Below are 24,396 nucleotides of genomic sequence, written 5' to 3'. Positions count from 1 at the left end.
AATGCTGCTCAAGGATGAAGTTGGAATGCTGCAACGCGTTCCCCTGTTCTCCGGCGTCGAGCCGGCAAAGCTCAAGCTGCTCGCGTTCACATCCGATCGTGTGAACTACAGCGCCGGTCAGATCCTCTTCCGGCAAGGCGACGAGGGCGACGCCGCCTATGTCATCCTTTCAGGCAAGGCGGATATTCTGGTGGATTCCGACAGCGGGCCGATAAAAGTTGCCGAACTGCTCCCGAATTCGATTGTTGGCGAAATCGCCATATTGTGCAACAGCTCCCGCACGGCCACCGTCAGAGCAACAACTCAGCTGGAAGCCCTGAGAATCCGCAAGGATCATTTTCTGAGGCTAATGAAGGAGTTTCCGGAAATGACCATCGAGATGGTGCGGGTTCTTGCCGATCGCCTAAGCCATACGACCGCGGATCTGATCGACGCGCGGAGCGCCAAGTAACGAGTGATGTGCGCTTAAGCCTCGCCGTCGTGATGGCACTGCCTATCATGGCGACGGGACTGCGAAGGGGTTGCAGCATGGACGACAACGTTTTCCTGGTCAGATTTTGGGGCGTGCGCGGCAGCATTTCGGTATCGGGGCCAGAATTCTCTCGCTATGGCGGCAACACAAGCTGCATTGAGATGCGATGTGGCAAGCATACGCTTCTGTTTGACGCGGGATCCGGCCTGCGGCCTGCCGGCGGGGCGCTTCGGGCGTCAGGCGTGACCGATTTCGACCTGTTTTTCACTCATTGCCATTACGATCACATCATCGGGCTGCCGTTTTTCAAGCCGATCTATGACCGGAGCGTCAAGGTTACGCTTTGGTCGGGGCATCTTGCAGGACGCATGACGACCCGGCAGATGATCGATGAGTTCATACGGCCGCCGTGGTTTCCGGTGAAACTGGACGTCTGCAAGGCAAGCCTCGACTGTCGCGATTTCGTGTCCGGAGACGTGCTTCGGCCGCGCGAGGGGGTGGTGGTGCGAACCGGCAGTCTTGTCCATCCGGGCGGCTGCATAGGCTACCGGGTGGAATGGGCCGGCCGCGTCGTGGCGGTGATCACAGACACCGAGCACGAGCCGGACAAGCTCGATCAGGCGGTGCTCGGCCTGATCGAAAATGCCGACCTCGTCATTTACGACTGTACCTACACTGAAGAGGAAATGGGACGCCGCCACGGTAACGGGCACTCAACATGGCAACAGGGCGTCAAGCTCTGTGAGGCGGCCGGTGCGCGGGGGCTAGCGCTGTTTCACCACGATCCGTTACGCACCGACGAGGAACTGGAGGAGATCGAAAAGCTAGCCAAAGACAGGTTTGCCGGCGCTTTTGCCGCGCGGGACGGCCAGACGCTCGAATTTCCAGTCGCATTGCACAAAGGGCGCTGAGTTATTTTGCTTCATATCTCTATTGACGCGATTCCCAAGGGAAAGGCCTATGCGCTTTTCCCGGCAAAACCGCTCACACTTTTCTTGGAATTGCTCTGGCGGCGCTGCGCCCGATCAATGTCCGGATCGGAAGCCATGCGCAGGCTTCAGACTGTGCGGTGACTGCGAACAGCCGTTCGAGGAAAAGCCAGGCCGATTCATCATGTACGAGATGGTGGGTGAGAACGCCGACCGGTTCGCCACCGTCGTCTGCATGCTGTAATTGCGCGATGATAGCCTGAACCAACAGGCCATGATCGCGGCAACCGCGCGTGCCATGCCAATCCATGATGTCGACATTGCTGTTGATGACCGCCAGCGAAGCCGGCTTCGGCGGCCCATAGACCGACAATGCTGCAAATCCTATCGATCCAAGGTCGGGGACCAGGCCGGCGTCGATCCTGTTCCAGGGTGGCACCAGCATCGGAACCGCACATGCGCCGTGCAGGCCGGTCACGTGCGACAGCCCGCGAGCCAGATCATCGAGCACCGCCTCGCGTGGCCGATGCGCGCCGAGCTCCTGCTTTTTCTGGTTCTCGGGCGCATGATTTCGGTGCGCCCAGCCATGGATGGCGACTGTCGCATGCGGCGCCTCGTCAAGCCGCACGACAAGCTTCCCGTCGGTCTGCGCCGGAATGACGGCCAGAGTGACCGGAACTGCGAATTCACCAGTGAGGTCGAGCAGCCGATCAAGCGCAGGCGTCGGATCCACGGCGTCGTCGTCGCGCAGCCAGAACTCCGCCTTACGGCCCGCCAATTGCCGGCGCGCCAGTTCTTCCACCAAGGGCTGCCAGATCTGATCGGATGTCATGAAACGGGGATCTTCGCCAGAAGTTCGGCCAGACGCGCCGCTGCAACACCGAGGGAACGTTCTTCGAGGATGAAACGTCTGGCTTCTGCGGCGATGATGGTTCTTTCGTCGTTACGGGCCAGAAGCCTTTCAATGGCAGAAGCGAACGCCGCCACATCGCCCGGCGGGGTGAGAAACCCGGTCTGGCCATCCCGCACGACCTCCGGCACGCCGGCGATGTCCTGAGCCACCACCGGAAGGCCGGCGGCCTGTGCTTCAAGATAGGCAACGCCATAGGCCTCGCCGTAACCCGGCCAAACGTAAATTCCCCCACTGTAGAGGACATCCGGCACGGCGGCGGGCTCAATCGCGCCAAGCCATTCGATACGGTCGGCGGGCAAGCCGGCGAATTGCGCTTTGACCTCGTCACGGGCAGGCCCGTCCCCGACGATAGACATGGTCCAGGGCAGGTGGCCGATCGAACCGAGCGCTTGCGCCAGCATGCGGTAGCTTTCGACTTTGTCGCCTGGGCGCATCATGGCGACGGTAACGAGGCGCCTCGGACAACCCCGTGCCGGCGTTTCCCGGAATGCCGATGTGTCGATGAAGGGCGAAAGCATGCCGAGAGCGGCGTCGGGTACCGCATCCGCCAGTCCCCGACGATCCCTTTGCGTGAAGCAGATGTTCAGCGCCGCCTGTTCGACGGCTCGCGCCACCAACGCTTGCGAATCCGCCCACAAGCCGGCGTTGCGCCGCCTCGAATAGGAGGCTTCCGCCGTGACATAGGGGACGGCAAAGGCCGACGCCAGCTCGGGCCCGATCAGGTCGGGCGCCTTGTAATAGGGATGATAGGCGAACCAAAGATCGGGCTTGCCGTCACGATCCCAAAGCCTGGTCAGTCGCGCGGCCTCTTCTAGGGCCTCGATCTTGAGCGCTTCGAAACTTTTCAATTCCGGTTCGCGTAGATAGAAGCGTAATTCGGATGCCAGTTCGACGCTGTGCCCTCCGTTCTCCAGCGCCTTGATCAGCATCCGCGCCATCTGGCGGTCGCCGGAGGCAACGGGATGGTTGGGCGACTTCAGCGCCGCGTAGAAGGCAATTCGCATCGCCGGACCTATCCCCGGAAGCCTGCGCAAGTCAATTTCAAAGCATGATCGACTTCACCTTCAAGCAGTGGAATGTGCTATCTGATACTCATGGAAACAGCTGACGCGTCCGACCCGTTTGTCGCTTCTTTGCCGGTCTTCGCAAAGTTCGAAAGCGTTGCCAATATCGATAACTATCGGCCTCTCCCCGATGGATGGGCGCTGGCCACCGCCGACATCGTCGGCTCGACCAAGGCGATCGAGGCTGGGCGCTATAAAACCGTCAATATGGCCGGTGCCAGCGTCATCTCGGCGCTGCTCAATGCGCTGGGCCGGCAAGATCTTCCCTTCGTCTTCGGCGGCGACGGCGCGCTCGTGGCGGTTCCCGGCTCGGCGCTGGATGTCACCCGCAACGCGCTGGCGGCTGTCCAGAGATGGGTAGCGGACGAACTGGACCTGACCTTGCGTGCCGCAATCGTGCCTATAAAGGATATAAGAGCACAAGGCCTCGACGTTCGCGTGGCGAGGTTCCAGGCCTCCGAAGCGGTCTTCTATGCCATGTTCGCCGGCGGTGGCGGTAGTTGGGCGGAAGCCGAGATGAAAGCGGGGCGCTACCGCGTCGATCCCGCGCCGGCAGGCGCGCGGCCGGATCTGACCGGCCTCTCCTGCCGCTGGAACCCTATAGAAGCCCGGCATGGCGAAATCGTCTCGATCATAGCCATACCGGGGGCGTCGCGCGACTTGCGCGGTTTTCAGTTTCTGGCTTCCGACATTATCGCCCTTGCCGGCAGGCAGGAGCGCGATGGCCACCCGGTGCCGGTGAACGGGCCAGGCTATAGTCTGATGCCCGCTGGCCTCGATGTCGAGGCGCGGGCCACGGCGCCGCCGGGGCGTCGGTGGCTGGCGAAGCTGTGGGTGATGTTCCTGATGACGCTTACGGCGGTCGCCGATAGATTTGGCTGGACCATCGGTCGTTTCGATCCGAAGGTCTACAAACGCGAGGTGGCCAGCAATTCGGATTTCCGGAAGTTCGACGACGGCTTGAAGATGACCATCGACGTTGACGCGGATGTGTTGCAACGGATCGAGAGCCGGCTGAAACAGGCGGAAGAGGCGGGCATCTGCAGCTACGGCCTGCACCGCCAGAAATCGGCCTTGATGACATGCCTCGTCGCCTCGCCGCTGCAGCGCGATCACGTTCATTTCGTCGATGGTGCCGCCGGCGGCTATGCGATGGCTGCCGCAAGCCTGAAGGCGAAGGCGCCGGTTTGATGACGGCTTGCGGAAACCGATCTTCCGCAATATGCCTCGGCCATGGTTCTGGACCAGGTGAGCCTCGCCATGGCAACGGACAGCCTGTCCGAATTGACGGGAAAGCAGATTTTTGGACACCTCACGATCGATATATGACCGTCTTCTGAACCGGATTTCGACGCGCGCCGCGCAGGTCGGCGTGATCGGACTGGGCTATGTCGGGTTGCCGCTGGCGGTTGCGATCGCACGCGCCGGGTTCCCGGTTTCCGGCTTCGACATCGAAGCCCGGAAGGTAGAGAGCCTGAACAACGGGCAATCCTACATCGAGGCGGTGACGTCGACAGCCCTTGCCGGCCAGGTGGCAAGCGGACGGTTCCGCGCCACTGCGGATTTTGCCGAACTGGCCGTCTGCGACGTCATCATCATCTGTGTTCCGACACCGCTGACGAAACACCGTGAGCCGGATCTCTCTTTTGTCACGAACACGGCTGGCACCATCGCAAAACATCTACGTCTCGGCCAGCTCATCGTGCTGGAATCGACCACCTATCCCGGCACCACCGACGACGTGATCAAGCCCATACTGGAAGCAACCGGCTTGCAGTCGAAGATCGACTTCTTCCTCGGCTTCTCGCCCGAACGCGAGGATCCCGGCAACCGTAGCTTTGAAGTCGCGACGATCCCCAAGGTCGTGGCAGGCGACGGCACTGAAGCGGCGACGCTCGTGCAGGCTTTCTACCAGGGCGTGGTCAAGACCGTCGTTCCGGTTTCAACCACGGCGACCGCCGAGGCGGTCAAGCTGACGGAAAACATCTTCCGCTCGGTCAACATAGCCCTCGTCAACGAGTTGAAGGTCGTGTTCGGCGCGATGGGAATCGACATCTGGGAGGTGATCGAGGCGGCAAAGAGCAAGCCCTTCGGCTACATGCCTTTCTATCCTGGCCCCGGACTTGGCGGGCACTGCGTTCCGATCGATCCCTTCTATCTGACGTGGAAGGCGCGTGAGTACGAACTGCCGACCCGCTTCATCGAGCTGGCGGCGGAGATCAACACGGCCATGCCGCGTCGTGTGGTCGATGAACTGGCGAAGGCGCTGGACCGGCGCTGCGGCAAGGCGCTCAGCCGCTCGCGCATTCTCATAATCGGGCTCGCCTATAAGAAGAATGTGCCCGACATCCGCGAAAGTCCCTCATTGCGGCTTATCGAACTCATCGAGGAAGGGGGCGGCAAGGCGGAATTCCACGATCCGCATGTCACCGAGATCCCCACCACACGCGAGCATATGTCGATCAAAGGGCGTCGCTCTGTCGAATTGACCGAGGCGGCCTTGAAGGATTTCGATGCTGTCGTCGTTGCAACCGACCACGACGCGATCGACTATCAGACGATCGCTGATCACGCCCTTCTGATCGTCGACACGCGCAATGTTTTTGGCCGCCTCGGGCTGGCCCGAGAGACGGTGGTGAAGGCCTGACGGCGTCTGAGCCGGGAATCTTTTGCCCGATGTCAGGATCGGGATTGCACTCCGCCGGCAGCCTCGCCACATACCGGCTCTAAGAGATAGATGCAGTTGCGCCTGCTCCCTTGCCTGCAAGGTCAGTCATTCGGAAATTCTTCGCCGGCCTTGCCGCCGAAGCCGGTTTCATTGACCTCGAGGGTGTGGCGGATCAAAGGAGATGGCTCGTCTTCGACGGGTCCGAGATAGCATGAGCACAGCGAAAGCAGAAATTTCCAGCATTCTCATGGATAAGGTTGCCGATTGGCTGAACCAATCCGCGCTGGCGGGCAGCGACCTGGAAACATTGGTAAAGGGCTTCTGCGAACGGCTGGCTGCTGCCGGCCTGCCGCTGAAGCGAGTGCATTTGAGCTTTTCGATGCTGCATCCGCTTTACGACGCGCTTGGCTTCACCTGGTTTCGTGGCCAGGGCATAGAAGTGGAAGGCTTCCGCGCCGAGCCTGGCGGACCGTCCGACAGATTCCTGACCAGCCCATACTACCATCTGCTCAGCAACAAGCTCGACCATCTGCGGCGCCGGCTTGACCCGTCGGTGCGGTCAGAGTTTCCTGTTTTCGATGACCTCAGTCGTATGGGCGTGACCGATTACATGGCTTTCGTCCATCCCTTCAACGGCGATACCAGTCAGGGCATGATGGGGTCCTGGTCCACCGACAGTGCTACAGGCTTCAGCGACAGCATGATTTCGGCGCTGCTGCGCATCCAGAGCCATCTCGCTATCGCAACCAAGATGGCGGTGCTCACCAAGCTCGCCGACAACATGATGACCACTTATCTCGGCGGCGACGCCGGCAGGCGCGTGCTGGACGGCCAGATCAAGCGCGGCGAGGGCGATACAATCCGGGCCGCGCTGGTCATGGGCGATATGCGCGGATCGTCAAGGCTAGCCGAAACCTCCGGCCGCGAAATCTATATCGATACGCTGAACCAGTTTTTCGACGCCGTTGCCGCACCTTTCAATCGCAAAGGCGGGCAGATCATGAGTTTCATAGGGGACGGCTTCATTGCCGTCTATCCTTGCGAAAGGCACCGCTCGCAGTCCGAAATCGCCTGCCAGGCTGCTCTTGCGGCCGCGAACAAGGCCACCTCGCGCATGATGGATCTCAATCTGCGCAGAAAGGAGCAGGGGCTGGGCGACATACAATTTGGTATCGGCCTGCACGTCGGTAATGTGATGTTCGGCAATGTCGGGCTTACCGACCGGCTCACATTCTCTGTCTTCGGCTCGGCTGTAAACGAGGTCCAGCGCCTCCAGACCCTGACCAAGAAATATCCGCACAGCGTTCTCGCCAGCGAAGACTTCGCCAGTTACTGCGGCGCCAACAACTGGCTGACGCTCGGCAAGGAGGAACTGCGGGGCATCAAGCAGAAGCTGACGGTGCTTGCACCCGATCTGTCGGGTGCTCTCGCACTTGATGAAGACGGCGCGCTGGAGCCGGCTCACGACCGAAGATCGGACGCCGAGCAGGTCATGCTGCTTCATCGCGACGCCGCGCGGATATCGGCGGGCGGCCCGAGGAAGCTCCAGTAACCGCCACGATCCGGTTCGAACGCCTTGGTACTCAGTCCGATCGCCGGCTCCGCCGGCGAACTCGTTTCGAATCCAAGTTGCTCTAGGCGGGCAATGCGCTAGTCTCGCTTTCTGGGCCTGCCGACTGGCAGGCCTCCAGAGTGGGGCTGCTGTGAGAATGAATGCAGGCGTTGATTTGCTGCGGATCGAGGATGTTGGCATCTCTTTTGCCATTATCGGGGGGCCGTTGCACGCCGTCAGGCGTGCAAATCTTCGCGTGCTGCCCGGCAAGGTTACCGCGCTTGTGGGCGAGTCCGGTTCCGGCAAATCGGTTCTCAGCCAAGCCGTGATGGGCATTTTGCCGAAGACAGCTCATGTTCGCGGCCGTATCCTGTTTTCCGATCCTGAAAAGCCCGGCACGACCCAGGATATCCTGCAGATGCCACGTGACGGACCTGAAATCCGGGCGTTGAGAGGCAGCCGCATCGGCAAGATCTTTCAGGAGCCGATGACATCGCTGTCGCCGCTGCACACGATCGGCAACCAGGTCAGCGAATCCCTGCAGATTCATACGCCCATGGCTCGGGCAGAGCGCAAGGCACACACCGAGGAAATGCTCAGCCTTGTCGGCTTTCCCAATCCCAAGCGCGCCTACGACATGTATCCGTTTGAACTTTCGGGAGGATTGCGTCAGCGCGCCATGATCGCCATGGCGCTTATCTGCCGGCCCGCTTTGTTGATCGCCGACGAGCCGACGACGGCGTTGGACGTCACCATCCAGGCGCAAATCCTGCAATTGCTGCGCGGGCTTCAGACCAAGCTGAACATGGCTATGCTACTGATCACGCACGACCTCGGCGTTGTCGCCAATGTCGCCGACGAGGTGGTGGTCATGTACCATGGCGAGATCATGGAAGCGGGACCTGTGGAGGCGATATTCCGCCGGCCAGGCCACCCTTACCTGAAGGGCCTGATGGCAGCCGTTCCGCATTTCGACCTGAAGCCTGGTGAAAGGCTGAAGGCGCTCCGCGAGGTGCCCGTGAATGTCGAGAACCTGCTCGGCAAGCAAACGGCGCCGGCATCGAAGGGGCCGGACGACATACTGCTGTCGGTCAGGGACCTGACAAAGACCTTCACCATCCGCAAGTCCGGGTGGTTCGGCGGAGATCATCAAACCCCTGTTCGCGCCGTGGACGGCGTGAGCTTCGATATCCGGCGGGGTGAGTGCCTGGGTCTGGTCGGCGAAAGCGGCTCCGGCAAAACCACCGTCAGCAAGATCCTGATGCGGGCTGTCACCCCTAGCGGCGGTTCTGTGACCTTCAACGGCCGCGATGGACCGATCAACGTCTTGGAGGCCGAGGGAAGCGCCTTGCGCATGCTGCGCACGAAAATCCAGATGGTCTTCCAGGATCCGGTTTCGTCGCTTTCACCTCGCATGACGGTGGAAAACATCTTGAGCGAGCCGTTGGAAATCCATGGACGTGGCAATGCCGCGTCCCGACTCGCCACGGTCAAGAGCCTGATGCAGGCAATCGGGCTCGATCCGCGCTTCATCAAGCGTTATCCGCACAGTTTCTCCGGCGGGCAGCGTCAGCGCATCGGCATCGCGCGCGCGCTGGCATTAGGGCCTGAACTGCTGATCTGCGACGAGCCGGTTTCGGCGCTCGATGTCTCCGTCCAGGCGCAGATCCTGAACCTTCTGAAAGACCTGCAGAAGGAACTGGGCCTGACCTACCTGTTCATATCCCACAATTTGGCGGTGGTGGACTACATGGCGGATCGCATCGCGGTGATGTGCGGCGGGCGTATCGTCGAGCTCGCGCCGCGCGAAATTCTGCTTAGGAGACCGGTCCACCCCTACACGCGCTCACTGGTCGCCGCAGTACCTTTCCCAGATCTCGACAGGCCGATGGATTTCAAGACGCTGAAGCTCAGCGGCACTTCCGACACTAGCGCATGGGGACCGCAATTCCGCGACGAGGGCAACGAGGATATGCTGTCGCCGCTCGACCTTGGCGGCGGCCACCTCGTGCTGGCCCGACGTTCGGCCGATGTTGGAGACCTACGCCATTGATCAGCCGCCGCACCGTCCTTGGGCTCATGGCTGCGACATTTCTGCCGGGTACGGTGCGCGCTGGCGATCTGGAGCCGGAATTTCTTCAGCCTCGGTTGAAGGCCAGGGCGCTGCCGGTACTCACTGAGCGCCTGCCCAAGAGCCCGCGCGCGTTGAATCTCGCTGCGATGGGCCGGCAGCCCGGCCAGTATGGCGGCACGCTGCGCACGATCATCGGCAGCCAGAAAGATATCCGGATGATGACCATCTACGGGTATGCTCGGCTGGTCGGCTATGACGAAAAGCTCAACTTGCAACCCGACATTCTCGAAAGTTTCGATGTAGCGAATGATCGCGTCTTCACTTTCAAGATACGGGAAGGGCATAAATGGTCCGACGGTAGCCTGCTGACGCCGGAGGATTTTCGCTATTGTTGGGAAGATGTCTGGCTCAACGATGAGCTTTCGCAAGGCGGGGTCGCCCCGGCCCTGCTGGCGGACGGCAAGCCGCCTCGCTTCGAGATCGTCGATCCGCTGACGGTCCGCTATAGTTGGGATGCGCCCAATCCCGACTTCCTGCCAAAGCTCGCCGCTGCTTCGCCGCTACCGCTTGTTCTGCCGGCCGCCTATCTCAAGCAGTTCCACAAGAAATACCAGGATCCATTCCGGCTCGCCGGCCTGATGAAGGAGTACCGGGCCAAGAAATGGACGCTCTTGCATATCCGCATGTCGCGGCAGTATCGCCCGGAGAACCCGGAGCTGCCGACGCTGGATCCCTGGCAGAACCGGACCAAGCCGCCAGCTGAGCAGTTCGTCTTCGAGCGCAACCCATTCTTTCATCGAGTAGACGAAAATGGCCGGCAACTGCCCTATGTTGACCGGATTGTCATGAATGTCAGCTCGTCGGCGATCATTTCCGCCAAGACCGGTGCGGGCGAGAGCGACCTGCAATGCATGGGAATTGACTTCGACGATTACTCCTTCCTGAAGGACGCGGAAAAGCGCTACCCAGTGAAGATGCATCTGTGGAAACGCACACAGGGCTCGCGGCTGGCGCTGCTGCCCAATCTGAATTGCGCCGACCAGGTGTGGCGTGCGCTTTTTCGTGACGTGCGCGTGCGCCGGGCACTTTCGCTCGCTGTGGACAGGCGCGAGATCAACATGGCCGTGTTCTACGGATTGGCGCAGGAAAGTGCCGATACGGTCCTGCCTGAGAGCCCGCTCTACCGGCCGGAATTCGCGAAAGCCTGGGTCGCCCATGATCCCGACAAGGCCAATGCGCTGCTCGACGAAGTCGGGCTTCAGACGCGTGACGGTGACGGCTTGCGGATACTTTCGGACGGACGCCCGGCGCAGGTCATCGTGGAAACGGCCGGCGAAAGCACCCTGGAAACCGACGCGCTCGAACTCATCACCGATCACTGGCGCAAGATCGGCATTGCCCTGTTCATCCGGACGTCGCAGCGAGACATCTTCCGCAGCCGCGCGCTTGGCGGCGAGATCATGATGTCGATGTGGTCTGGCATCGACAACGGCGTGCCGACCGCCGACATGAACCCCTACCAGTTGGCCCCCACTATCGACGACCAGCTGCAATGGCCGCTCTGGGGGGCTCACTATTTGTCTCATGGCACGATGGGGGAGGCTCCCGATCTCCCTGAAGTGGTCGAGTTGATGGCTTTGCTCAAGCGCTGGAACGCGTCGACCGAAGCCGCGGAGCGCGCCGAAATCTGGAATTCAATGCTATCGATCTACACCGATCAGGTGTTTTCGATTGGCACGGTGAACGCAACGTATCAGCCGGTTCTGGTGTCCTCGCGGCTGCGCAACCTGCCTGACAAGGCGCTCTTCGGCTACGACCCGACTGCCTATTTCGGTGTCTACATGCCGGATACATTTTGGCTTGGAGAGACCTGAGCGTGCTTCGATACATTGTCTGGCGCATCGCCGTGATGGTTCCAACGCTGCTGGTGATATCGGCGCTGGTGTTCACGATCATTGAACTTCCACCTGGCGACTATTTCGACAGCTATGTTGCCGAGCTTCGAGCCCAGGGCGAAGCGGTGGATTCCGACCGCATCCAGATGATGCGCAAGGAATATGGTTTCGACCAGCCGCCGGTCATTCGCTACTTCTACTGGGTCGGCGGGATGCTGCACGGCGATTTCGGCTATTCCTTCGAGTATGAGCTGCCGGTTCGCGACGTCGTCGGCGACCGAATGTGGCTGACCGTGCTGGTTTCCTTCGTTACGATCATCTTCACCTGGCTCATCGCCTTTCCGATCGGCATGTACTCCGCCACGCACCAATACAGCTGGGGCGACTACGGCTTGACGTTCTTGGGCCTTCTCGGCCTTGCCATTCCGAACTTCATGCTGGCCCTGATCCTGATGTATTTCGCCAACATCTGGTTCGGCACGTCCATCGGCCATCTCATGGACCAGCAATATCTCGGCGAGCCTATGAGCTGGGACAAGGCGAAGTCGATCCTCGCCCATCTCTGGATCCCGGTCTTGATCATCGGCACCGGGGGCACGGCAAGCATGATCCGGCGGCTGCGCGCCAATCTGCTCGACGAGTTGCACAAGCAGTACGTCGTGACCGCGCGCGCCAAAGGCCTTCATCCCTTCAAGGCGCTGGTCAAATATCCGCTGCGCATGGCGCTCAATTTCTTCATCTCCGACATCGGCTCTATCCTGCCGGCCATCATCTCCGGCGCCGAAATCACCGCAATCGTGCTGTCTTTGGAAACGACCGGGCCGATGCTGATCAGGGCGCTGCAAAGCCAGGACATGTATCTGGCGGGGTCGTTCCTGATGTTCCTTGCCTTCCTGACGGTCATCGGTGTGCTGATTTCCGACCTGGCGCTGGCGCTGCTTGATCCACGAATTCGTTTGCAGGGCGGCAGCACCAAATGAGCACGCCTTCGCCGCTGCCCGCTCCGGGTGCTCCACTGCAACACTACATTTCCACCGCGCCCTTTGACCTTCAGTCAGTCGAGGCGATGACGCCGGAGCAATCGAAGGTCTATCAGGCGTCGCAACTGCGGCTGATGTGGTGGAAATTCCGAAAGCACCGGCTTGCCGTCGTATCCGGCATATTCCTGGCAGCGCTTTATTTCGGGATACTGATCTGCGAGTTCCTGGCGCCCTACAACCTGCACACGCGCAACATGGACTACATCTATTCGCCGCCGCAGCGTGTGCACCTGTTCCACAACGGCCAGCTTGTCGGGCCGTTCGTCTATGGCCGCCAGATGACGCTGGATATGGACACACTCAAGCGGAACTACGTCGAGAAACAGGATGATGTTCAGCGAATCCGTTTCTTCTGCAAGGGCGACAGTTACCGGTTCTGGGGACTGATCGAAGGTGACAGGCATCTTGTCTGCCCTGCCGAAAACGGGCAGCTTTTTCTGGCCGGCACTGACAGGCTGGGGCGCGATGTGCTCTCGCGCATCATCTATGGAGCACGCATCTCACTGACAATCGGCCTCGTCGGCATCAGTTTCAGCTTCCTGCTCGGCATCGTCATCGGCGGACTGGCGGGCTATCACGGCGGTATCTTCGACCTGATCGTTCAACGGATAATCGAAATTCTGCAATCGATCCCCAGCATTCCGCTGTGGCTGGCTCTGGCGGCGATCATGCCGATAACCTGGAGCCCGATCCTGATCTATTTCGGCATCACCGTCATTCTCGGGCTGATCCACTGGACCGGACTGGCGCGGGCCGTGCGTTCAAAGCTTCTGGCCTTGCGCGAGGAGGATTACGTTTTGGCCGCGCAATTGATGGGCGCCAGCAGCAGCCGCATCATCGGGCGTCACCTCATTCCCGGCTTCATGTCGCATCTGATCGCTACCGCGACGATCTCCATCCCCGGCATGATCCTGGGCGAGACGGCGCTGAGCTTCCTCGGGCTCGGCCTGAGGGCGCCGACAACCAGCTGGGGCATCCTGCTCACCGAGGCACGCAGCGTCAGCGTGATCGCGTTCTATCCATGGCTGCTTTTGCCGATGCTCCCGGTCATTCTCGTCATCATGGCGTTCAACTTCCTCGGAGACGGCTTGCGGGACGCCGCTGACCCCTACAAGTGATATCGCTATTCCACCGCGCGGCGTGCCGCCGACTCCACCCCGGTATGATCCTTGTCGGCAGCCTGTTCGGTTATTGCAGTGTTCATCGTTCGCCTCTATATGCGGCGAGACTCAATCAGAGTTTAACACGTCGCCCTCGGGCTTCATCAGCGACCCGCTTGGTCGCGGCGTTGCCGATCTATTGAGCTGGTTCAGGACGCGCAGACGCATATGAGTCGGCTTGAGAGTTTCATCCGCAGGATGACCGCACAGCGCGACATTCTCGATCAGGTCTGCGCGGAGGTGGCGAAGATTGAGGGGCCGGTGCTCGAGTTCGGCCTCGGCAATGGCCGGACGTTCCATCATTTGCGAGAGCGCCTGCCCGGACGCCGGATCGTGGCGTTCGACCGCATACTTGCCGCACACTCCGGCTCAATTCCCGAAGCTGAAAACCTCGTGCTCGGCGAAATACGGGAGACGGCGAGCAGGTTCATTGGCATCGACGCCGCTCTTGTTCATGCCGACATCGGCACCGGCTATGAAGATCGCGATGCAGTGACCTCTACCTGGCTTCCCGATCTGACCGCGCGCCTGCTTCGCGTCGGCGGCATCGCGGTCAGCGGCACGCCGCTCGACCACCCGCAGTTGCAACGCCTCCCGCCGCCGCCTTGGGTATCAGCCGATCGTTATTTTATCTGCCGGCGCGTGTAAGGCCTAAAGCCTCGGTACTCAGGGGATCGTATAGACAGCTATCTCCCGCTCAATGCCGCGCAGCGAGACCTCGTGGGGCACGGGCGTCAGTTCTTTCCTGCGCAACAGATCGGCGGTGAGATTGTCGTCGACGACCGCACGAGTGGCGAAGATCGCCTGTGCGTTGGCTAGGTTCTGGACTCGCGAAGCAATGTTGACCGTCTGGCCGAAATAGTCCTGTCGCTCGTTCATGGACACAGCAATGCAGGGGCCGGCATGGACTCCGATCTTGAGCAGCAAATCCTCGCGCCCGCTCTTGTCGTTTAGCGCGCGCATGGCATCGCGCATCCTGAGGGCCGCGGCAATCGCGCGATCAGGCGTCGCGAAGGTCGCCATCACCGCATCACCGATCGTCTTCACCACCGCGCCTGCCTCCGCCGCGACGATCTCGTGCAGAACCTGGAAATGCGCGCGTACGAGATCGAAGGCCGAAAGGTCGCCCACCCGCTCGTAAAGCGCGGTCGATCCGCGCAGGTCGGTGAACAGGAAGGTCAGGCTGGTGATCTTCAGGCGCTGGTTGATGTCGAGCGTATCCGTGCGATAGAGATCGCGGAACGTCTGGTTGGTGAGCAAGCGCTTGGCAGTGAGGAAGGGCCGGCGTTTGCCGAGGAGATCATGCAAGTCCTGGCCGGCGATGAAGACCGTCGGCAGCACGCGCGTGTCGGTCCTGTTTTCGAGCGAAATGCGCAACGGGCCGGGTTGCATCTCCAGCGTCTGGTTCTGGACATGGTCGCGGTCGAAGACCAAAGAGAGGCTTCTCCGCTCCTTTGTTGGTTCGCCCTTCACGTCGATGAACTGCGCTGAATGGGTGACCGGCTCGAACACGATGATAAACTCGGACGGAAGCTGTATGAGCAGAACCGCCTTTTCACCAGGCGCAAGCTCGATGTCCTCCAGCGAGAACGCTTCAATCTTTTTCGCGAGATCCTCATCCGGCAGATCGACGCCGGACGCCCAATAGATCTGGCGGAAATATTCCACCAACGGCAGTTCGTGTGGATTGTGGGCAGCAATCCTGCGCACGCGGGGACTGACCGTGAATGTCACCTCGACCATCTCGTCTAGGGTCGGCGAATAGCCCTCGGCGCACAGCGCGCAGGTGTATTCGTCCTTCTGCATGGTTTTCAGCGTGGCGTTGGTGTCGAGCACGCCACCACAGCCGGGACACAGAACATTCCAGGAAATGTCGAAGATGCCCACCCGCGCCGCATGGAGAAACGCGCCTATGGTGCGTTCCTCGTCGAGGCCATGCTTGCTGGCGAAGGCTGGCACATTGATGCGGCAAAGTTCGCGGTCCATGCCCTCCGCGATGGTTCGCCTGATCGCGTCGATTGCCCGTGGATCGACATCGGTCGATTGCCGCAGAAGCGAGAACAGATCCTGAGCTTCGTTCATCGTGCAGGCTCCGGAAAATGCGCCTCCCGAGGCGTGTTGATCGGACCGCTCCTTGGTCCGAGTGATTCATTTTACGTCGAAACGGATCGTACGGCCATTCGAATAGACAAGCCTGCTGACAGCTCGATTTCCATACGGCCGCAAGCGGCACTATGATGCTCCACGGGTAATCACCTTTTGGGGCCCTTTCCATGCAGACGTCCGACAACCCGCCATTTCCAGCAGCCCTGCGCATTTTCTCCGCCGGGGTCATCATCGTCCTGATCGTAGGCGCCGGCCTGTTTTTCGCGCCGGCGCTGGTCAAGCCGCGCTGGCCCTGGCCCGTCACGCCATTCAGTGCCCGTTTCCTCGGCGGCTTCTACACCGCCGAAATGGCGGTGATGGCAGCCCTCTTGTTCTGGAACCGCTGGTCGCCCGGCAGGCTGGTGCTTGTCATGGCCTTCATCTTCACCGTTATCGTGTCGGCGGTCTCGTTGATCAATCTCGGCTACTTCAACTTCGAACGAAAAGCGACCTGGCTCTGGTTCCTGGTCTATCTAGCCTCGGCCGCGGTATCCGGGCTGTTCCTGTGGTGGGGCAGGGCCCGTCCTTCGGTAAAAGGCGTGCCCCTAAACCCCGCATGGCGCGGCTACATGTTGGCGGAAACAGCGATCCTTGGGCTCTACGGCGTCGGCATGTTGCTGTTTCCCCTGGTGGTTACCAGCAGCTGGCCATGGCCGGTCGATCCCTTCCACGGCCAGGTCTACAGCGCCATCTTCCTCGCCGGCGCCGGCGGCACGTACCTCGTCTGGAGAAGCGCGCCCCGCGAGGAGCTGCTGGTGCTCGGCCTGGCGCAATTTCTGGTCGGCCTGCTTGCCATCCTTGGCCTGGTCATCACCGACGCCGCAGTGCACCGGATCGACTGGACTGCGACTAAGACATTGTGCTGGCTCGCCCTTTTCGGCTGGATCGCCGTCAGCGGCATCTTCAAACTCTACGCCGCTTCCCATCATTTCAGCTCGAAAACGGCATAATAAGGTGCAGAGACGGCTGGATTTTCAGGTGACGTCCGGTGCATCGTGCCGGGCCGATTGCCTTCGCCGGGAACGCCATGACCAGCACGACCTCCTCCGAGAAAATCCAGCCGCGGCTCCGCGCCGTACGGCCGAGCGATGCGGAGGCGCTTTGCACTATCTTCAACATGCCGGGCTTCCGCTGGGGCACGCTCAGGATGCCCTTCGAGATGGTGGAGCAGGTGGAGCGGCGCATCGCCAAGTCCGGCCAGGAAACCACCTGGATCGTCGCCGAGTTGGACGGCAAGGTAGTTGGCCATGGCAACCTTGTCGTGCAGGGTTCGCCGCGCCGTTCACATATCGGCGAGATCAATATCGGCCTTGACGATGCCTTTGTCGGCAAGGGCATCGGCTCTGCCATACTTGGCGCGCTGCTTGACGTGGCCGACAACTGGCGCGCCCTGAAGCGGGTCGAATTGACCGTCTATGCCGACAACGAACCGGCAGTCCGTCTCTACTCAAGCTACGGCTTCGAGGTCGAGGGCCGGCACGTGAAGGCCGGTTTCACCGACGGGCAGTACCACGATCTCCTGAGCATGGCCCGGCTGCGGTTCTGAGATCCACTGTCTCCCTTGGCGTTTGCACCGCAAGCGGCTAGACGGGACCAATGACCGCCGTCTTTGACCCAACCCCTACGCCTCCGGCAGAAATTCTGGCTGTGCTGTCGCGGCTCTGCCCGGAAGTCGTGCGTGACATCGAGCAGAACTGGAATGCACCGGTTTCCGATTACGCCCGCCATCTGTGGCGGCCGGTGGCAACGCCTGCATCGGGCCCGGCAATCGCTGCCCGCTCGATCCTGCGCGAAGTCCTGCAGCAGCGCCTCGGTATGATCATGCTGGCTGAGGAGATCGGCAAGGCGCTCGACGAGTTCGAGCACAGACCGGTGATTCAGTCCGGCCTGCACTGCCTGCTTCTTATGGACCGGATCACCTTCGATGCCCTCCTGCTTGCCTGGCTCGGCGCGGTCGAAAACGGGCTGTCGGCCTTCTTTTGCTTCATGGGAACGACGATGACCATGGAGACCATCGGCCGGGAGGGGCCGGGATGGCTCGATGTCGGCGACGACAAGGTCAATCTGTTTGGCATGGGCCGCCACAAACTGTGCCGCAAAAGCGCCTGTGCGGCCGGTCCCGTCTCCCTTAACAAGCGCGCACTCGAAGCGGTGGGCGATGAAACGGATGCCAGCCGCTGGCTGGACACGTTGCTCGCCAGCCAGGACAAAGTGTTTGGAACCGCCGCCGATGCGCTGACAGCCCTCAACGGGGATCTGGTCGCCAGCTGGGATCTTTCCGGCATGGCCCTGCCGGTTTTCATCGACGATCGGCTCGCCGCTTCTGCCATGGCGCGGCATCTAGAAGATGACGGCAGCCTTCTTTCCAGGCTGCTCTTTGAGCCTGCAAGGCGCCAGCGTCTCGAACGTGCCTTGGAAGAGGTCGCATCGGGCCCTTTCGGCAGATTCCTGCCCAATGCCACGGACTATTTCTGGGGCATCCGCGAGCAGCGCGTGCGCAAGCTCGTCCTCGAGAACGGACACCTGATCGAGCCTGACAGGCCGGATGGCCTTTCCATCCCGTTCGAACGGCAGCATCTCAAGCAGGCGCTGCTGGACGGCCTGCTGCTGCCGAACCTGTTCTTGACGTTCCTCGTCCTAGCCATATTGCCGCGGGTGCGGGTTGTGGGCGGCCTGAGACAGATTGGCTATGTCGTGCTTTTCCATCAGACCCTGCTGGCCGCGCTAGACGAAAACGTGCCGGAAGAGCGCGATTTGGCCGCGGAGCTGCAGGTTCGGGAAAGCGCCTGGGGCATGCGGGTCATCGATGAAAAGATCTCCGTCCGCGAGCAGCTTGCCGGCCTGCCGGAAGGGGCGCTCTTCCCCGACCTGCTGCGGCAATACCGTTTGCGGACTTTTGCAGAGACGACCGACGACCTGAAACTGGTTCGCGAAAACGCCCGATGGCGCAAGATCGGCCAGGCAGGGATCAAGGCGACCTGAACCACGCGTCAGGCCCCGTTTCAGGTTGATTTTCTGGTGCGCAGCCGCGTGGCCTCATTTGTCATTGCACCACACCGGCCTTGCGGAGCCCTTCGACCATGAGTTCGAAATCGGCCGGGTTCTTGTGAGGCAGGAGTTTGCGACGATATTCCAGCGAATAATCGGGATTGACGCGAAGCACCTCCTGCCATGCCGCGCGCGCCTCCGCGAAACGGCTGAGATGGCCGTAGCTGGCGGCCAGAAGCGCGCGCGAGACGTCGGTGACAGCGTTGCGAGCCAGCCGTTGCAGCAAGAGGTCAACGGCCTCGTCGAACCTTCCCAGTTGAAACAACGCCAAAGCCTGGAAGTGCAGAAGCACATCTGGAAAATATGGGTTCAACGTCTTTGCCCGGGCGAAACTCTCGAGGGCCTCCTCAGGTCTGCCTGAATAGTACAGCGTTTCGCCGCGGCAGACATGCGCTTCGGCGAAGTTCGGATTGAGGACCAGTGCGCGCTCGACCTCGTCGATGGCCTCATCGTGCCGTCGTGTGTAGAGCTTGGCTATCGCCAACGCCCAGTGCGCCCAGGGATCGTTGTCATCGAGCGTTACCGCTCGCGTTGCGGCCTCTTCGGCTTGCGCCATCGATTCCGGCGGTGACGCACCCCACCTGTTCAGGTAATCGATGCCGTGCGTGAGGGCAAGAAAAGCGTAGGCAGAGGCAAAGTTCGGGTCCAACTCGGTGGCACGTTGCAAGAGCTCGCGGGCCGCGACGTTCGTGTCCTTCGTCAGCCGGTGCCACAGCTCCCGGCCCCGCAGGAAACAGTCATACGCCTCCGTGTTGCGCGGGTGCTCCGGCGCCAGCCGCAGACGGGCGCCATCAGTCAGATTGAGCGCCAGCGCACCGACGATCTGCTGCGTCACGTCGTCCTGCACCGCGAATATGTCGGTCAGGTCGCGATCGAACCGCTCCGCCCAAAGATGGCCGCCCGTGGTTGCATCGATGAGCTGCGCGGTGATGCGCACCCTGTTCCCCGACTTGCGTACACTGCCCTCGAGCACATGCCGCACGCCGAGCTTCGTGCCCACGTCCTGCACATGGACGTTCTGGCCTTTGAAGGTGAACGACGAATTGCGTGCGATGACGAAGAGCTGCGACAGTTTGGACAGCGCCGTGATGATGTCTTCGGAGATGCCGTCGGCGAAGTAGTCCTGCTCGGCGTCACCGCTCATGTTGGCGAACGGCAGGACGGCGATCGACAGCTTCGGCGGCGCTGCCGCAGCCGGTCGGCCGCCTGCGGTTTCCGAGGTCGCGGCCGCCTTGGTCCCGGCACCGACTTGCAGCGAATAGACCCGGATCGGCTCGGCGATGTTCTTGAGCTGTGTGCTGCCGAGATCGCTGACCAAGAGGTCGAGCCTCGCCTTGACCTGGCGATAGGCGTCCTCGGACAGGCAGATGGTACCGGGCGCCGCGACGCCCTCCAGACGCGAGGCGATGTTGACGCCGTCGCCCATCAGGTCGCCGTCGCTTTCTTCGACCACATCCCCCAGATGGATGCCGATCCTGAACTCGATACGCCGGTCCCGCGGCACGCCGGCGTTGCGCTCAACCATGCCATTCTGAATCTCAACGGCACAGCGCACTGCATCCACCACACTGCGGAACTCAACCAGCGCCCCATCGCCGGTGCGCTTGATCACACGCCCGTTGTGCACTGCAATGATTGGATCGATCAGGTCGCTGCGCAGTGCCCGCAACCTCGCCAAAGTACGGTCTTCGTCCTCGCTGGCGAGCCGGCTGTATCCGACCACATCTGCAGCCAGGATCGCGGCTAGCTTACGATTCTCGCTCATGGGTCCGTCTCCTCATCTCCAAGATAGCAGCAAGACGCAGGGTAAGAGGGAACTTTCGCAAACGACGGCTATGCAGCCGCCCGAATCGGCAGCGCCTTGCCATAGGACCCGCACTGATCGCTCGACGCCCATTTGCGCTGCCGCTTGCCGGTCGACGGCTATCGGTTCATCCTGTGGATACCCTGGCCGTGAAGTGCGTAAAAGGATCACGCCGTCACGGCCCCTAGAGCCGGATGATTTCAGGTCGAATCGATCTGAGGTCTGAATCCGTCTCTAAGTCAAAGAGATAGAGCATGATGTCGTCCGAAAACCGGTTCACACTTTTCGACATCATGCTCTGGTGAGGTCTGTCCGATGGACTGCTCGGGCTGCGGTTTCGAGGTTGAGGGCGGTTACGCTTTCTGTCCGAAGTGTGGCAGGCGCCAGCCGATGCCATGCGCCAGTTGCGGCTACCTCTGCGCACCGGATTTCGAGTTCTGCCCGAAATGTGGGGCAAGCGTCGGTGCGCTCGCAAAGGCCGTCGAACGGCCTGCTCCGACACCAAGCCGGACCATTGTGCCGCCTTCTCGAACGCCGTCGCTGCTTGCGAACAGCGAAAGCGAAGATGGGCTGCATCCCGTCTCTGACGCCGATCGCCGGACGATAACGGTCCTGTTTGCCGACCTCTGCGGCTTCACGACACTCAGCGAGCAACTCGACCCCGAGGTCATGCAAGCGCTGCAGAACCAACTGTTCAAGGAATTGACGGCGGCCGTGCGAAACTTTGGTGGTTTCGTCGACAAATTCATCGGCGATGCACTGCTCGCTTTGTTCGGCGCGCCGGTCGCGCATGAGGACGATCCGGAACGTGCGCTTCGCGCTGCCCTCGACATGATCGCCCGGACGGCGCGGCTCGGCGAAAGCGCACCCCACTCCGGCACGCCTCTGTTACTCCACATCGGCATAAACACTGGTCCGGTCGTCACTGGCGGATTGGGCATCGGCACCGCCAAATCCTACTCAGTGACCGGCGACACCGTGAATACGGCGCAACGTCTGCAATCGCTGGCCGCGCCGGGTGAGGTGCTGGTAGGCGAGCTCACGCATAGGTTGACCCGGCATGCCTTCTCTTACGAGCCGCTGGGTGATGTCGTGCTTCGCGGCAAGGCTGGCAGTGTGCTCGTCCATCGGCTGGATGCACCGCTTGCGGCGCCGCGTGCAGCGCGTGGGCTCGAGGCGCTCGGCCTCAGTGCGCCAATAATAGGCCGTGGTGCGGAGCTTCACAGAATGCTGGCGAGCCTTGACCAGGCGTGCGGCGGCTCGGCCCAGCTTGTCCGCCTCGTCGGAGAAGCTGGTATCGGGAAATCGCGGCTGGTGAAGGAGTTCGTCGCCCGCATCGGCGACGAGGATCGTTTTCGCAACGTCGCGGTGCGGCAGGCCACGTGCTCACCGCTGGGCGAACAATCATTCGGCGCCTTGGGGGCAGTGGTGCGCAGCGCCGCCGGGATGATGCAAAACGACAACGGGGATGAAATGCGGGGGAAGCTCGCAGGCTTGCTTACCGATCTCGGCCTGCAGAGCGAGGAGGCGAAGCGGCTGATGCCTTTGCTCTACCATGTGCTTGGCCTTGGCGACCCCGATGCCGCCTTGCAGCATGTCGAGCCCGAGCAGTTGCGGCGGCAAATTCTCTACGCAGTCCGCACGATCATCGAACGGCGGCTTGCGCTGTCGCCGCTGTTGATTGTCGTCGAAGACCTGCATTGGGCCGACGCCGTGTCGCTCGAGGCACTCCGTTTCGTGATGGACAGATTGGAGCGCACGCGGCTGATGTTGCTGGTCACGCATCGTCCGGGGCCGGACAACGGCCAGCTCGACTCAAGTCGGGTCAGTCACACGGCGCTCAGGCTTTCGCCGCTCAACAGCGATGACGGACACAACCTGCTGGCGGCGCTTCTCGGCGCCAGCTGGGTAAACTCCGCAGGAGGGCTTCTCGATCAGATCCTCGAGCGCGCGGGCGGCAACCCGCTTTTTGTAGAGGAGATCGTTCGTGGCCTTATCGATCGCGGTATACTGCTGCGCGAGGGGGAGCGATGGCGGACCGTGGCGGGCGAAGTCGCGACCGGCATTCCCGCCACCATCCAGGCAATGTTGCTTGCTCGTGCCGACCGGCTGCCCCAAGAGGTGCGCCGATTGGCCCAGGAAGCCGCGGTCATCGGTCCGCGCTTCGATGCCACACTTCTGAAAGCCGTGACGGCCGACCCCGGCCGGCTGGAAGCCGGCTGCGAACTGCTTTGCGATGCGGAGATCATCGAGGAAGTTGCCGGATCAGGCTCCGTCTCGTCGCAAAGCTACCGCTTTACGCAAACATTGCTGCAGGACGTGATCTACCAGAATCTGCTCCTGCAACGCCGGACCGAGATCCACGGGCGGGTCGGTGCTGCCTTGGAGCAACTGCTTGGCGACAAGCCGGAACGGCTCGAGGATTTGACCGTGCTCGGTCATCATTTCGCACAGAGCGCCGAGCGGGAGCGGGGCGCGCATTACCTGCAGGCGGCAGGCGATCGCGCTCGCATGATATACGCCAACGACGACGCCCTTCGTTTCTACGAGCGAGCACTGACCGCGTTGGACGCGACCAGGCAAACACCGCTCAAACTGGCAATTGCAGAGCTCATTGCCGATTTGAGCGGCCCGGCAGGCCGCCGCGAGATCGCGCACCAGCACTACGAGACGGTGCTGCAGGCATATCGCGAGTCAGACAATCGCGTCGCGTCGGCGCGCGTTTTGCGCAAGATCGGTCGACTGCTCTGGGACGTCGGCAAGCGGGACAGCGCAGAATCCCTCTATGCCGAAGCGGCAGCGCTCCTCGATGGAGCGGATGCCCCGGTCGAGCAGGCGCATCTCTGGCAAGAACGTGGCCGACAGGCGTTCCGTAGCGGAGATCACGCTCTCGCAGCAAAATGGGCAGACGCGGCGCTGGATTGCGTAGCCACTCTGACAAGGGAACATGTCTCGGAGGTAGGGCGTGATGCCACTCTTGTGACCGCCGAGGCACTCAATACCAAGGCTGTCGCGCTGGCTCGCCTGGGGCGGAATCGTGAAGCCGTGCGTCAGGTTGAGCGTAGTATTGAATTGGCCGAAGCCGCCGGTCTACTGGGCGCGGCCTGCCGCGGCTACACCAATCTCGGTGTGCTTTACACGACCATCGATCCGGCACAGGCGATGGAGGTCTGTCGGCGCGGTCTTGAAGTGGCGCGCCGTATTGGTGATTTGGGTTTCCAGGCGCGCCTCCTCGCCAATCTGGCGGTCGCTTGTTGTACTTTCACGGATCGCTGTCCGACGGAGGGCGTGCCTGCTGCCGAGAAGGCCATCGAGATCGACCGGGCGCTCGACCAGCGCGAGCACCTGCCGGTTCCGTTGATCGTGCTTGGGCAGATCCACCAGTGCAATGGCCGCCCGGAACTGGCGGTTGACTTGTTCCACGAAGCACTGGACGTAGCCCGCGAAACGGGCGAGCCCCAATTGCTGTTTCCGTGCTATGATGGTCTCGCAACGCTTAACCTCGACCTCGACAATCTGGCCGAGGCCGAGCGCTACTTTTCCTTGGCGCAGGATATATGCGCCCAGCACGGGCTCGACCCGGAAGCGCTTGTGGTGCTGCCTTTTCTCGACTAGCCGGGCAGGAGGCTGGA

18 protein-coding genes are annotated in these 24,396 nt (G+C 61.5%); 14 read left to right on the top strand and 4 right to left on the bottom strand.

Annotation, left to right across the window (positions count from 1 at the left end):
• Position 1 precedes the first annotated feature (1 nt).
• Entirely contained in the window at positions 2 to 451 is a 450-nt protein-coding gene (locus HGP13_RS30150) for a cyclic nucleotide-binding domain-containing protein (protein WP_172232710.1), read from the top strand.
• A 77-nt stretch (positions 452 to 528) separates the two neighbouring features.
• Positions 529 to 1,383, top strand: a complete 855-nt coding sequence (locus HGP13_RS30145) for an MBL fold metallo-hydrolase (RefSeq protein ID WP_172232707.1) — start codon at positions 529 to 531, stop codon at positions 1,381 to 1,383.
• Positions 1,384 to 1,456: 73 nt separating this feature from the next.
• On the opposite strand, the gene HGP13_RS30140 is transcribed toward HGP13_RS30145, so the two are convergent.
• Positions 1,457 to 2,233: a polysaccharide deacetylase family protein gene (locus HGP13_RS30140; RefSeq protein WP_172232704.1), complete on the bottom strand. Its 777-nt coding sequence runs from the start codon at positions 2,231 to 2,233 to the stop codon at positions 1,457 to 1,459.
• Positions 2,230 to 3,318: a glycosyltransferase family 4 protein gene (locus HGP13_RS30135; RefSeq protein ID WP_172232701.1), complete on the bottom strand. Its 1,089-nt coding sequence runs from the start codon at positions 3,316 to 3,318 to the stop codon at positions 2,230 to 2,232. The genes HGP13_RS30140 and HGP13_RS30135 overlap by 4 nt, the downstream gene beginning before the upstream one ends.
• 72 nt (positions 3,319 to 3,390) lie before the next feature.
• Here HGP13_RS30135 and HGP13_RS30130 point away from each other — a divergent pair, with 72 nt between their 5' ends.
• The 8 genes from HGP13_RS30130 to HGP13_RS30095 all read left to right on the top strand — a co-directional run bounded on the left by HGP13_RS30130 (position 3,391) and on the right by HGP13_RS30095 (position 14,415).
• Positions 3,391 to 4,569: a DUF3095 domain-containing protein gene (locus HGP13_RS30130; RefSeq protein WP_172232698.1), complete on the top strand. Its 1,179-nt coding sequence runs from the start codon at positions 3,391 to 3,393 to the stop codon at positions 4,567 to 4,569.
• Between the two features lie 112 nt (positions 4,570 to 4,681).
• Positions 4,682 to 6,025, top strand: coding sequence for a nucleotide sugar dehydrogenase (locus HGP13_RS30125; RefSeq protein WP_172232695.1), 1,344 nt, complete (start codon positions 4,682 to 4,684; stop codon positions 6,023 to 6,025).
• Positions 6,026 to 6,257: 232 nt separating this feature from the next.
• Positions 6,258 to 7,598 carry an adenylate/guanylate cyclase domain-containing protein gene (locus HGP13_RS30120; RefSeq protein WP_172232692.1) on the top strand — a complete coding sequence of 447 codons (1,341 nt, stop codon included), beginning with the start codon at positions 6,258 to 6,260 and terminating at the stop codon, positions 7,596 to 7,598.
• 157 nt (positions 7,599 to 7,755) lie between these two features.
• Positions 7,756 to 9,651 (top strand): ABC transporter ATP-binding protein, encoded by a 1,896-nt coding sequence (locus tag HGP13_RS30115; protein WP_172232689.1) that lies wholly within the window; start codon positions 7,756 to 7,758, stop codon positions 9,649 to 9,651.
• Positions 9,648 to 11,546, top strand: a complete 1,899-nt coding sequence (locus tag HGP13_RS30110; protein WP_172232686.1) for an ABC transporter substrate-binding protein — start codon at positions 9,648 to 9,650, stop codon at positions 11,544 to 11,546. Before HGP13_RS30115 ends, HGP13_RS30110 begins: the two co-directional genes overlap by 4 nt.
• A 2-nt stretch (positions 11,547 to 11,548) precedes the next feature.
• Positions 11,549 to 12,547 carry an ABC transporter permease gene (locus tag HGP13_RS30105; RefSeq protein ID WP_172232683.1) on the top strand — a complete coding sequence of 333 codons (999 nt, stop codon included), beginning with the start codon at positions 11,549 to 11,551 and terminating at the stop codon, positions 12,545 to 12,547.
• A complete protein-coding gene (locus HGP13_RS30100; RefSeq protein WP_172232680.1) occupies positions 12,544 to 13,725 on the top strand; it encodes an ABC transporter permease in 1,182 nt (393 codons plus the stop codon). Before HGP13_RS30105 ends, HGP13_RS30100 begins: the two co-directional genes overlap by 4 nt.
• Before the next feature lie 210 nt (positions 13,726 to 13,935).
• Complete coding sequence (locus tag HGP13_RS30095) at positions 13,936 to 14,415, top strand: class I SAM-dependent methyltransferase (protein WP_172232677.1); 480 nt, start codon at positions 13,936 to 13,938, stop codon at positions 14,413 to 14,415.
• A gap of 18 nt (positions 14,416 to 14,433) precedes the next feature.
• Here the strand turns inward: HGP13_RS30095 and HGP13_RS30090 are convergent, their stop codons facing one another.
• Entirely contained in the window at positions 14,434 to 15,849 is a 1,416-nt protein-coding gene (locus tag HGP13_RS30090; protein ID WP_172232674.1) for an adenylate/guanylate cyclase domain-containing protein, read from the bottom strand.
• A 191-nt stretch (positions 15,850 to 16,040) separates the two neighbouring features.
• On the opposite strand from HGP13_RS30090, the gene HGP13_RS30085 reads away from it, so the two are divergent.
• The 3 genes from HGP13_RS30085 to HGP13_RS30075 all read left to right on the top strand — a co-directional run bounded on the left by HGP13_RS30085 (position 16,041) and on the right by HGP13_RS30075 (position 18,894).
• Positions 16,041 to 16,862: a hypothetical protein gene (locus HGP13_RS30085; RefSeq protein ID WP_172232671.1), complete on the top strand. Its 822-nt coding sequence runs from the start codon at positions 16,041 to 16,043 to the stop codon at positions 16,860 to 16,862.
• Between the two features lie 77 nt (positions 16,863 to 16,939).
• Complete coding sequence (locus HGP13_RS30080; RefSeq protein WP_172232668.1) at positions 16,940 to 17,458, top strand: GNAT family N-acetyltransferase; 519 nt, start codon at positions 16,940 to 16,942, stop codon at positions 17,456 to 17,458.
• A 50-nt stretch (positions 17,459 to 17,508) separates the two neighbouring features.
• Entirely contained in the window at positions 17,509 to 18,894 is a 1,386-nt protein-coding gene (locus HGP13_RS30075) for a hypothetical protein (RefSeq protein WP_172232665.1), read from the top strand.
• Between the two features lie 61 nt (positions 18,895 to 18,955).
• On the opposite strand, the gene HGP13_RS30070 is transcribed toward HGP13_RS30075, so the two are convergent.
• On the bottom strand, positions 18,956 to 20,725 hold the full coding sequence (locus tag HGP13_RS30070; protein ID WP_172232662.1) for an adenylate/guanylate cyclase domain-containing protein: 1,770 nt from the start codon (positions 20,723 to 20,725) through the stop codon (positions 18,956 to 18,958).
• Between the two features lie 354 nt (positions 20,726 to 21,079).
• On the opposite strand from HGP13_RS30070, the gene HGP13_RS30065 reads away from it, so the two are divergent.
• A complete protein-coding gene (locus HGP13_RS30065) occupies positions 21,080 to 24,379 on the top strand; it encodes an adenylate/guanylate cyclase domain-containing protein (RefSeq protein WP_172232659.1) in 3,300 nt (1,099 codons plus the stop codon).
• Positions 24,380 to 24,396 lie beyond the last annotated feature (17 nt).

This window comes from Mesorhizobium sp. NZP2077 (assembly GCF_013170805.1).
Taxonomy (GTDB): Bacteria; Pseudomonadota; Alphaproteobacteria; order Rhizobiales; family Rhizobiaceae; genus Mesorhizobium.
The sequence above is the reverse complement of the archived record's forward strand: the minus strand, read 5'-3'. Positions and strand labels throughout refer to the sequence as shown.

What these genes read in the sequence shown, in the direction of transcription:
- HGP13_RS30150 (WP_172232710.1), top strand. Translation starts at nt 2, where the DNA reads ATGCTGCTCAAGGATGAAGTTGGAATGCTGCAACGCGTTCCCCTGTTC.
- HGP13_RS30145 (WP_172232707.1), top strand. Translation starts at nt 529, where the DNA reads ATGGACGACAACGTTTTCCTGGTCAGATTTTGGGGCGTGCGCGGCAGC.
- HGP13_RS30140 (WP_172232704.1), bottom strand. Translation starts at nt 2,233, where the DNA reads ATGACATCCGATCAGATCTGGCAGCCCTTGGTGGAAGAACTGGCGCGC.
- HGP13_RS30135 (WP_172232701.1), bottom strand. Translation starts at nt 3,318, where the DNA reads ATGCGAATTGCCTTCTACGCGGCGCTGAAGTCGCCCAACCATCCCGTT.
- HGP13_RS30130 (WP_172232698.1), top strand. Translation starts at nt 3,391, where the DNA reads ATGTGCTATCTGATACTCATGGAAACAGCTGACGCGTCCGACCCGTTT.
- HGP13_RS30120 (WP_172232692.1), top strand. Translation starts at nt 6,258, where the DNA reads ATGAGCACAGCGAAAGCAGAAATTTCCAGCATTCTCATGGATAAGGTT.
- HGP13_RS30115 (WP_172232689.1), top strand. Translation starts at nt 7,756, where the DNA reads ATGAATGCAGGCGTTGATTTGCTGCGGATCGAGGATGTTGGCATCTCT.
- HGP13_RS30100 (WP_172232680.1), top strand. Translation starts at nt 12,544, where the DNA reads ATGAGCACGCCTTCGCCGCTGCCCGCTCCGGGTGCTCCACTGCAACAC.
- HGP13_RS30095 (WP_172232677.1), top strand. Translation starts at nt 13,936, where the DNA reads ATGAGTCGGCTTGAGAGTTTCATCCGCAGGATGACCGCACAGCGCGAC.
- HGP13_RS30090 (WP_172232674.1), bottom strand. Translation starts at nt 15,849, where the DNA reads ATGAACGAAGCTCAGGATCTGTTCTCGCTTCTGCGGCAATCGACCGAT.
- HGP13_RS30085 (WP_172232671.1), top strand. Translation starts at nt 16,041, where the DNA reads ATGCAGACGTCCGACAACCCGCCATTTCCAGCAGCCCTGCGCATTTTC.
- HGP13_RS30080 (WP_172232668.1), top strand. Translation starts at nt 16,940, where the DNA reads ATGACCAGCACGACCTCCTCCGAGAAAATCCAGCCGCGGCTCCGCGCC.
- HGP13_RS30075 (WP_172232665.1), top strand. Translation starts at nt 17,509, where the DNA reads ATGACCGCCGTCTTTGACCCAACCCCTACGCCTCCGGCAGAAATTCTG.
- HGP13_RS30070 (WP_172232662.1), bottom strand. Translation starts at nt 20,725, where the DNA reads ATGAGCGAGAATCGTAAGCTAGCCGCGATCCTGGCTGCAGATGTGGTC.
- HGP13_RS30065 (WP_172232659.1), top strand. Translation starts at nt 21,080, where the DNA reads ATGGACTGCTCGGGCTGCGGTTTCGAGGTTGAGGGCGGTTACGCTTTC.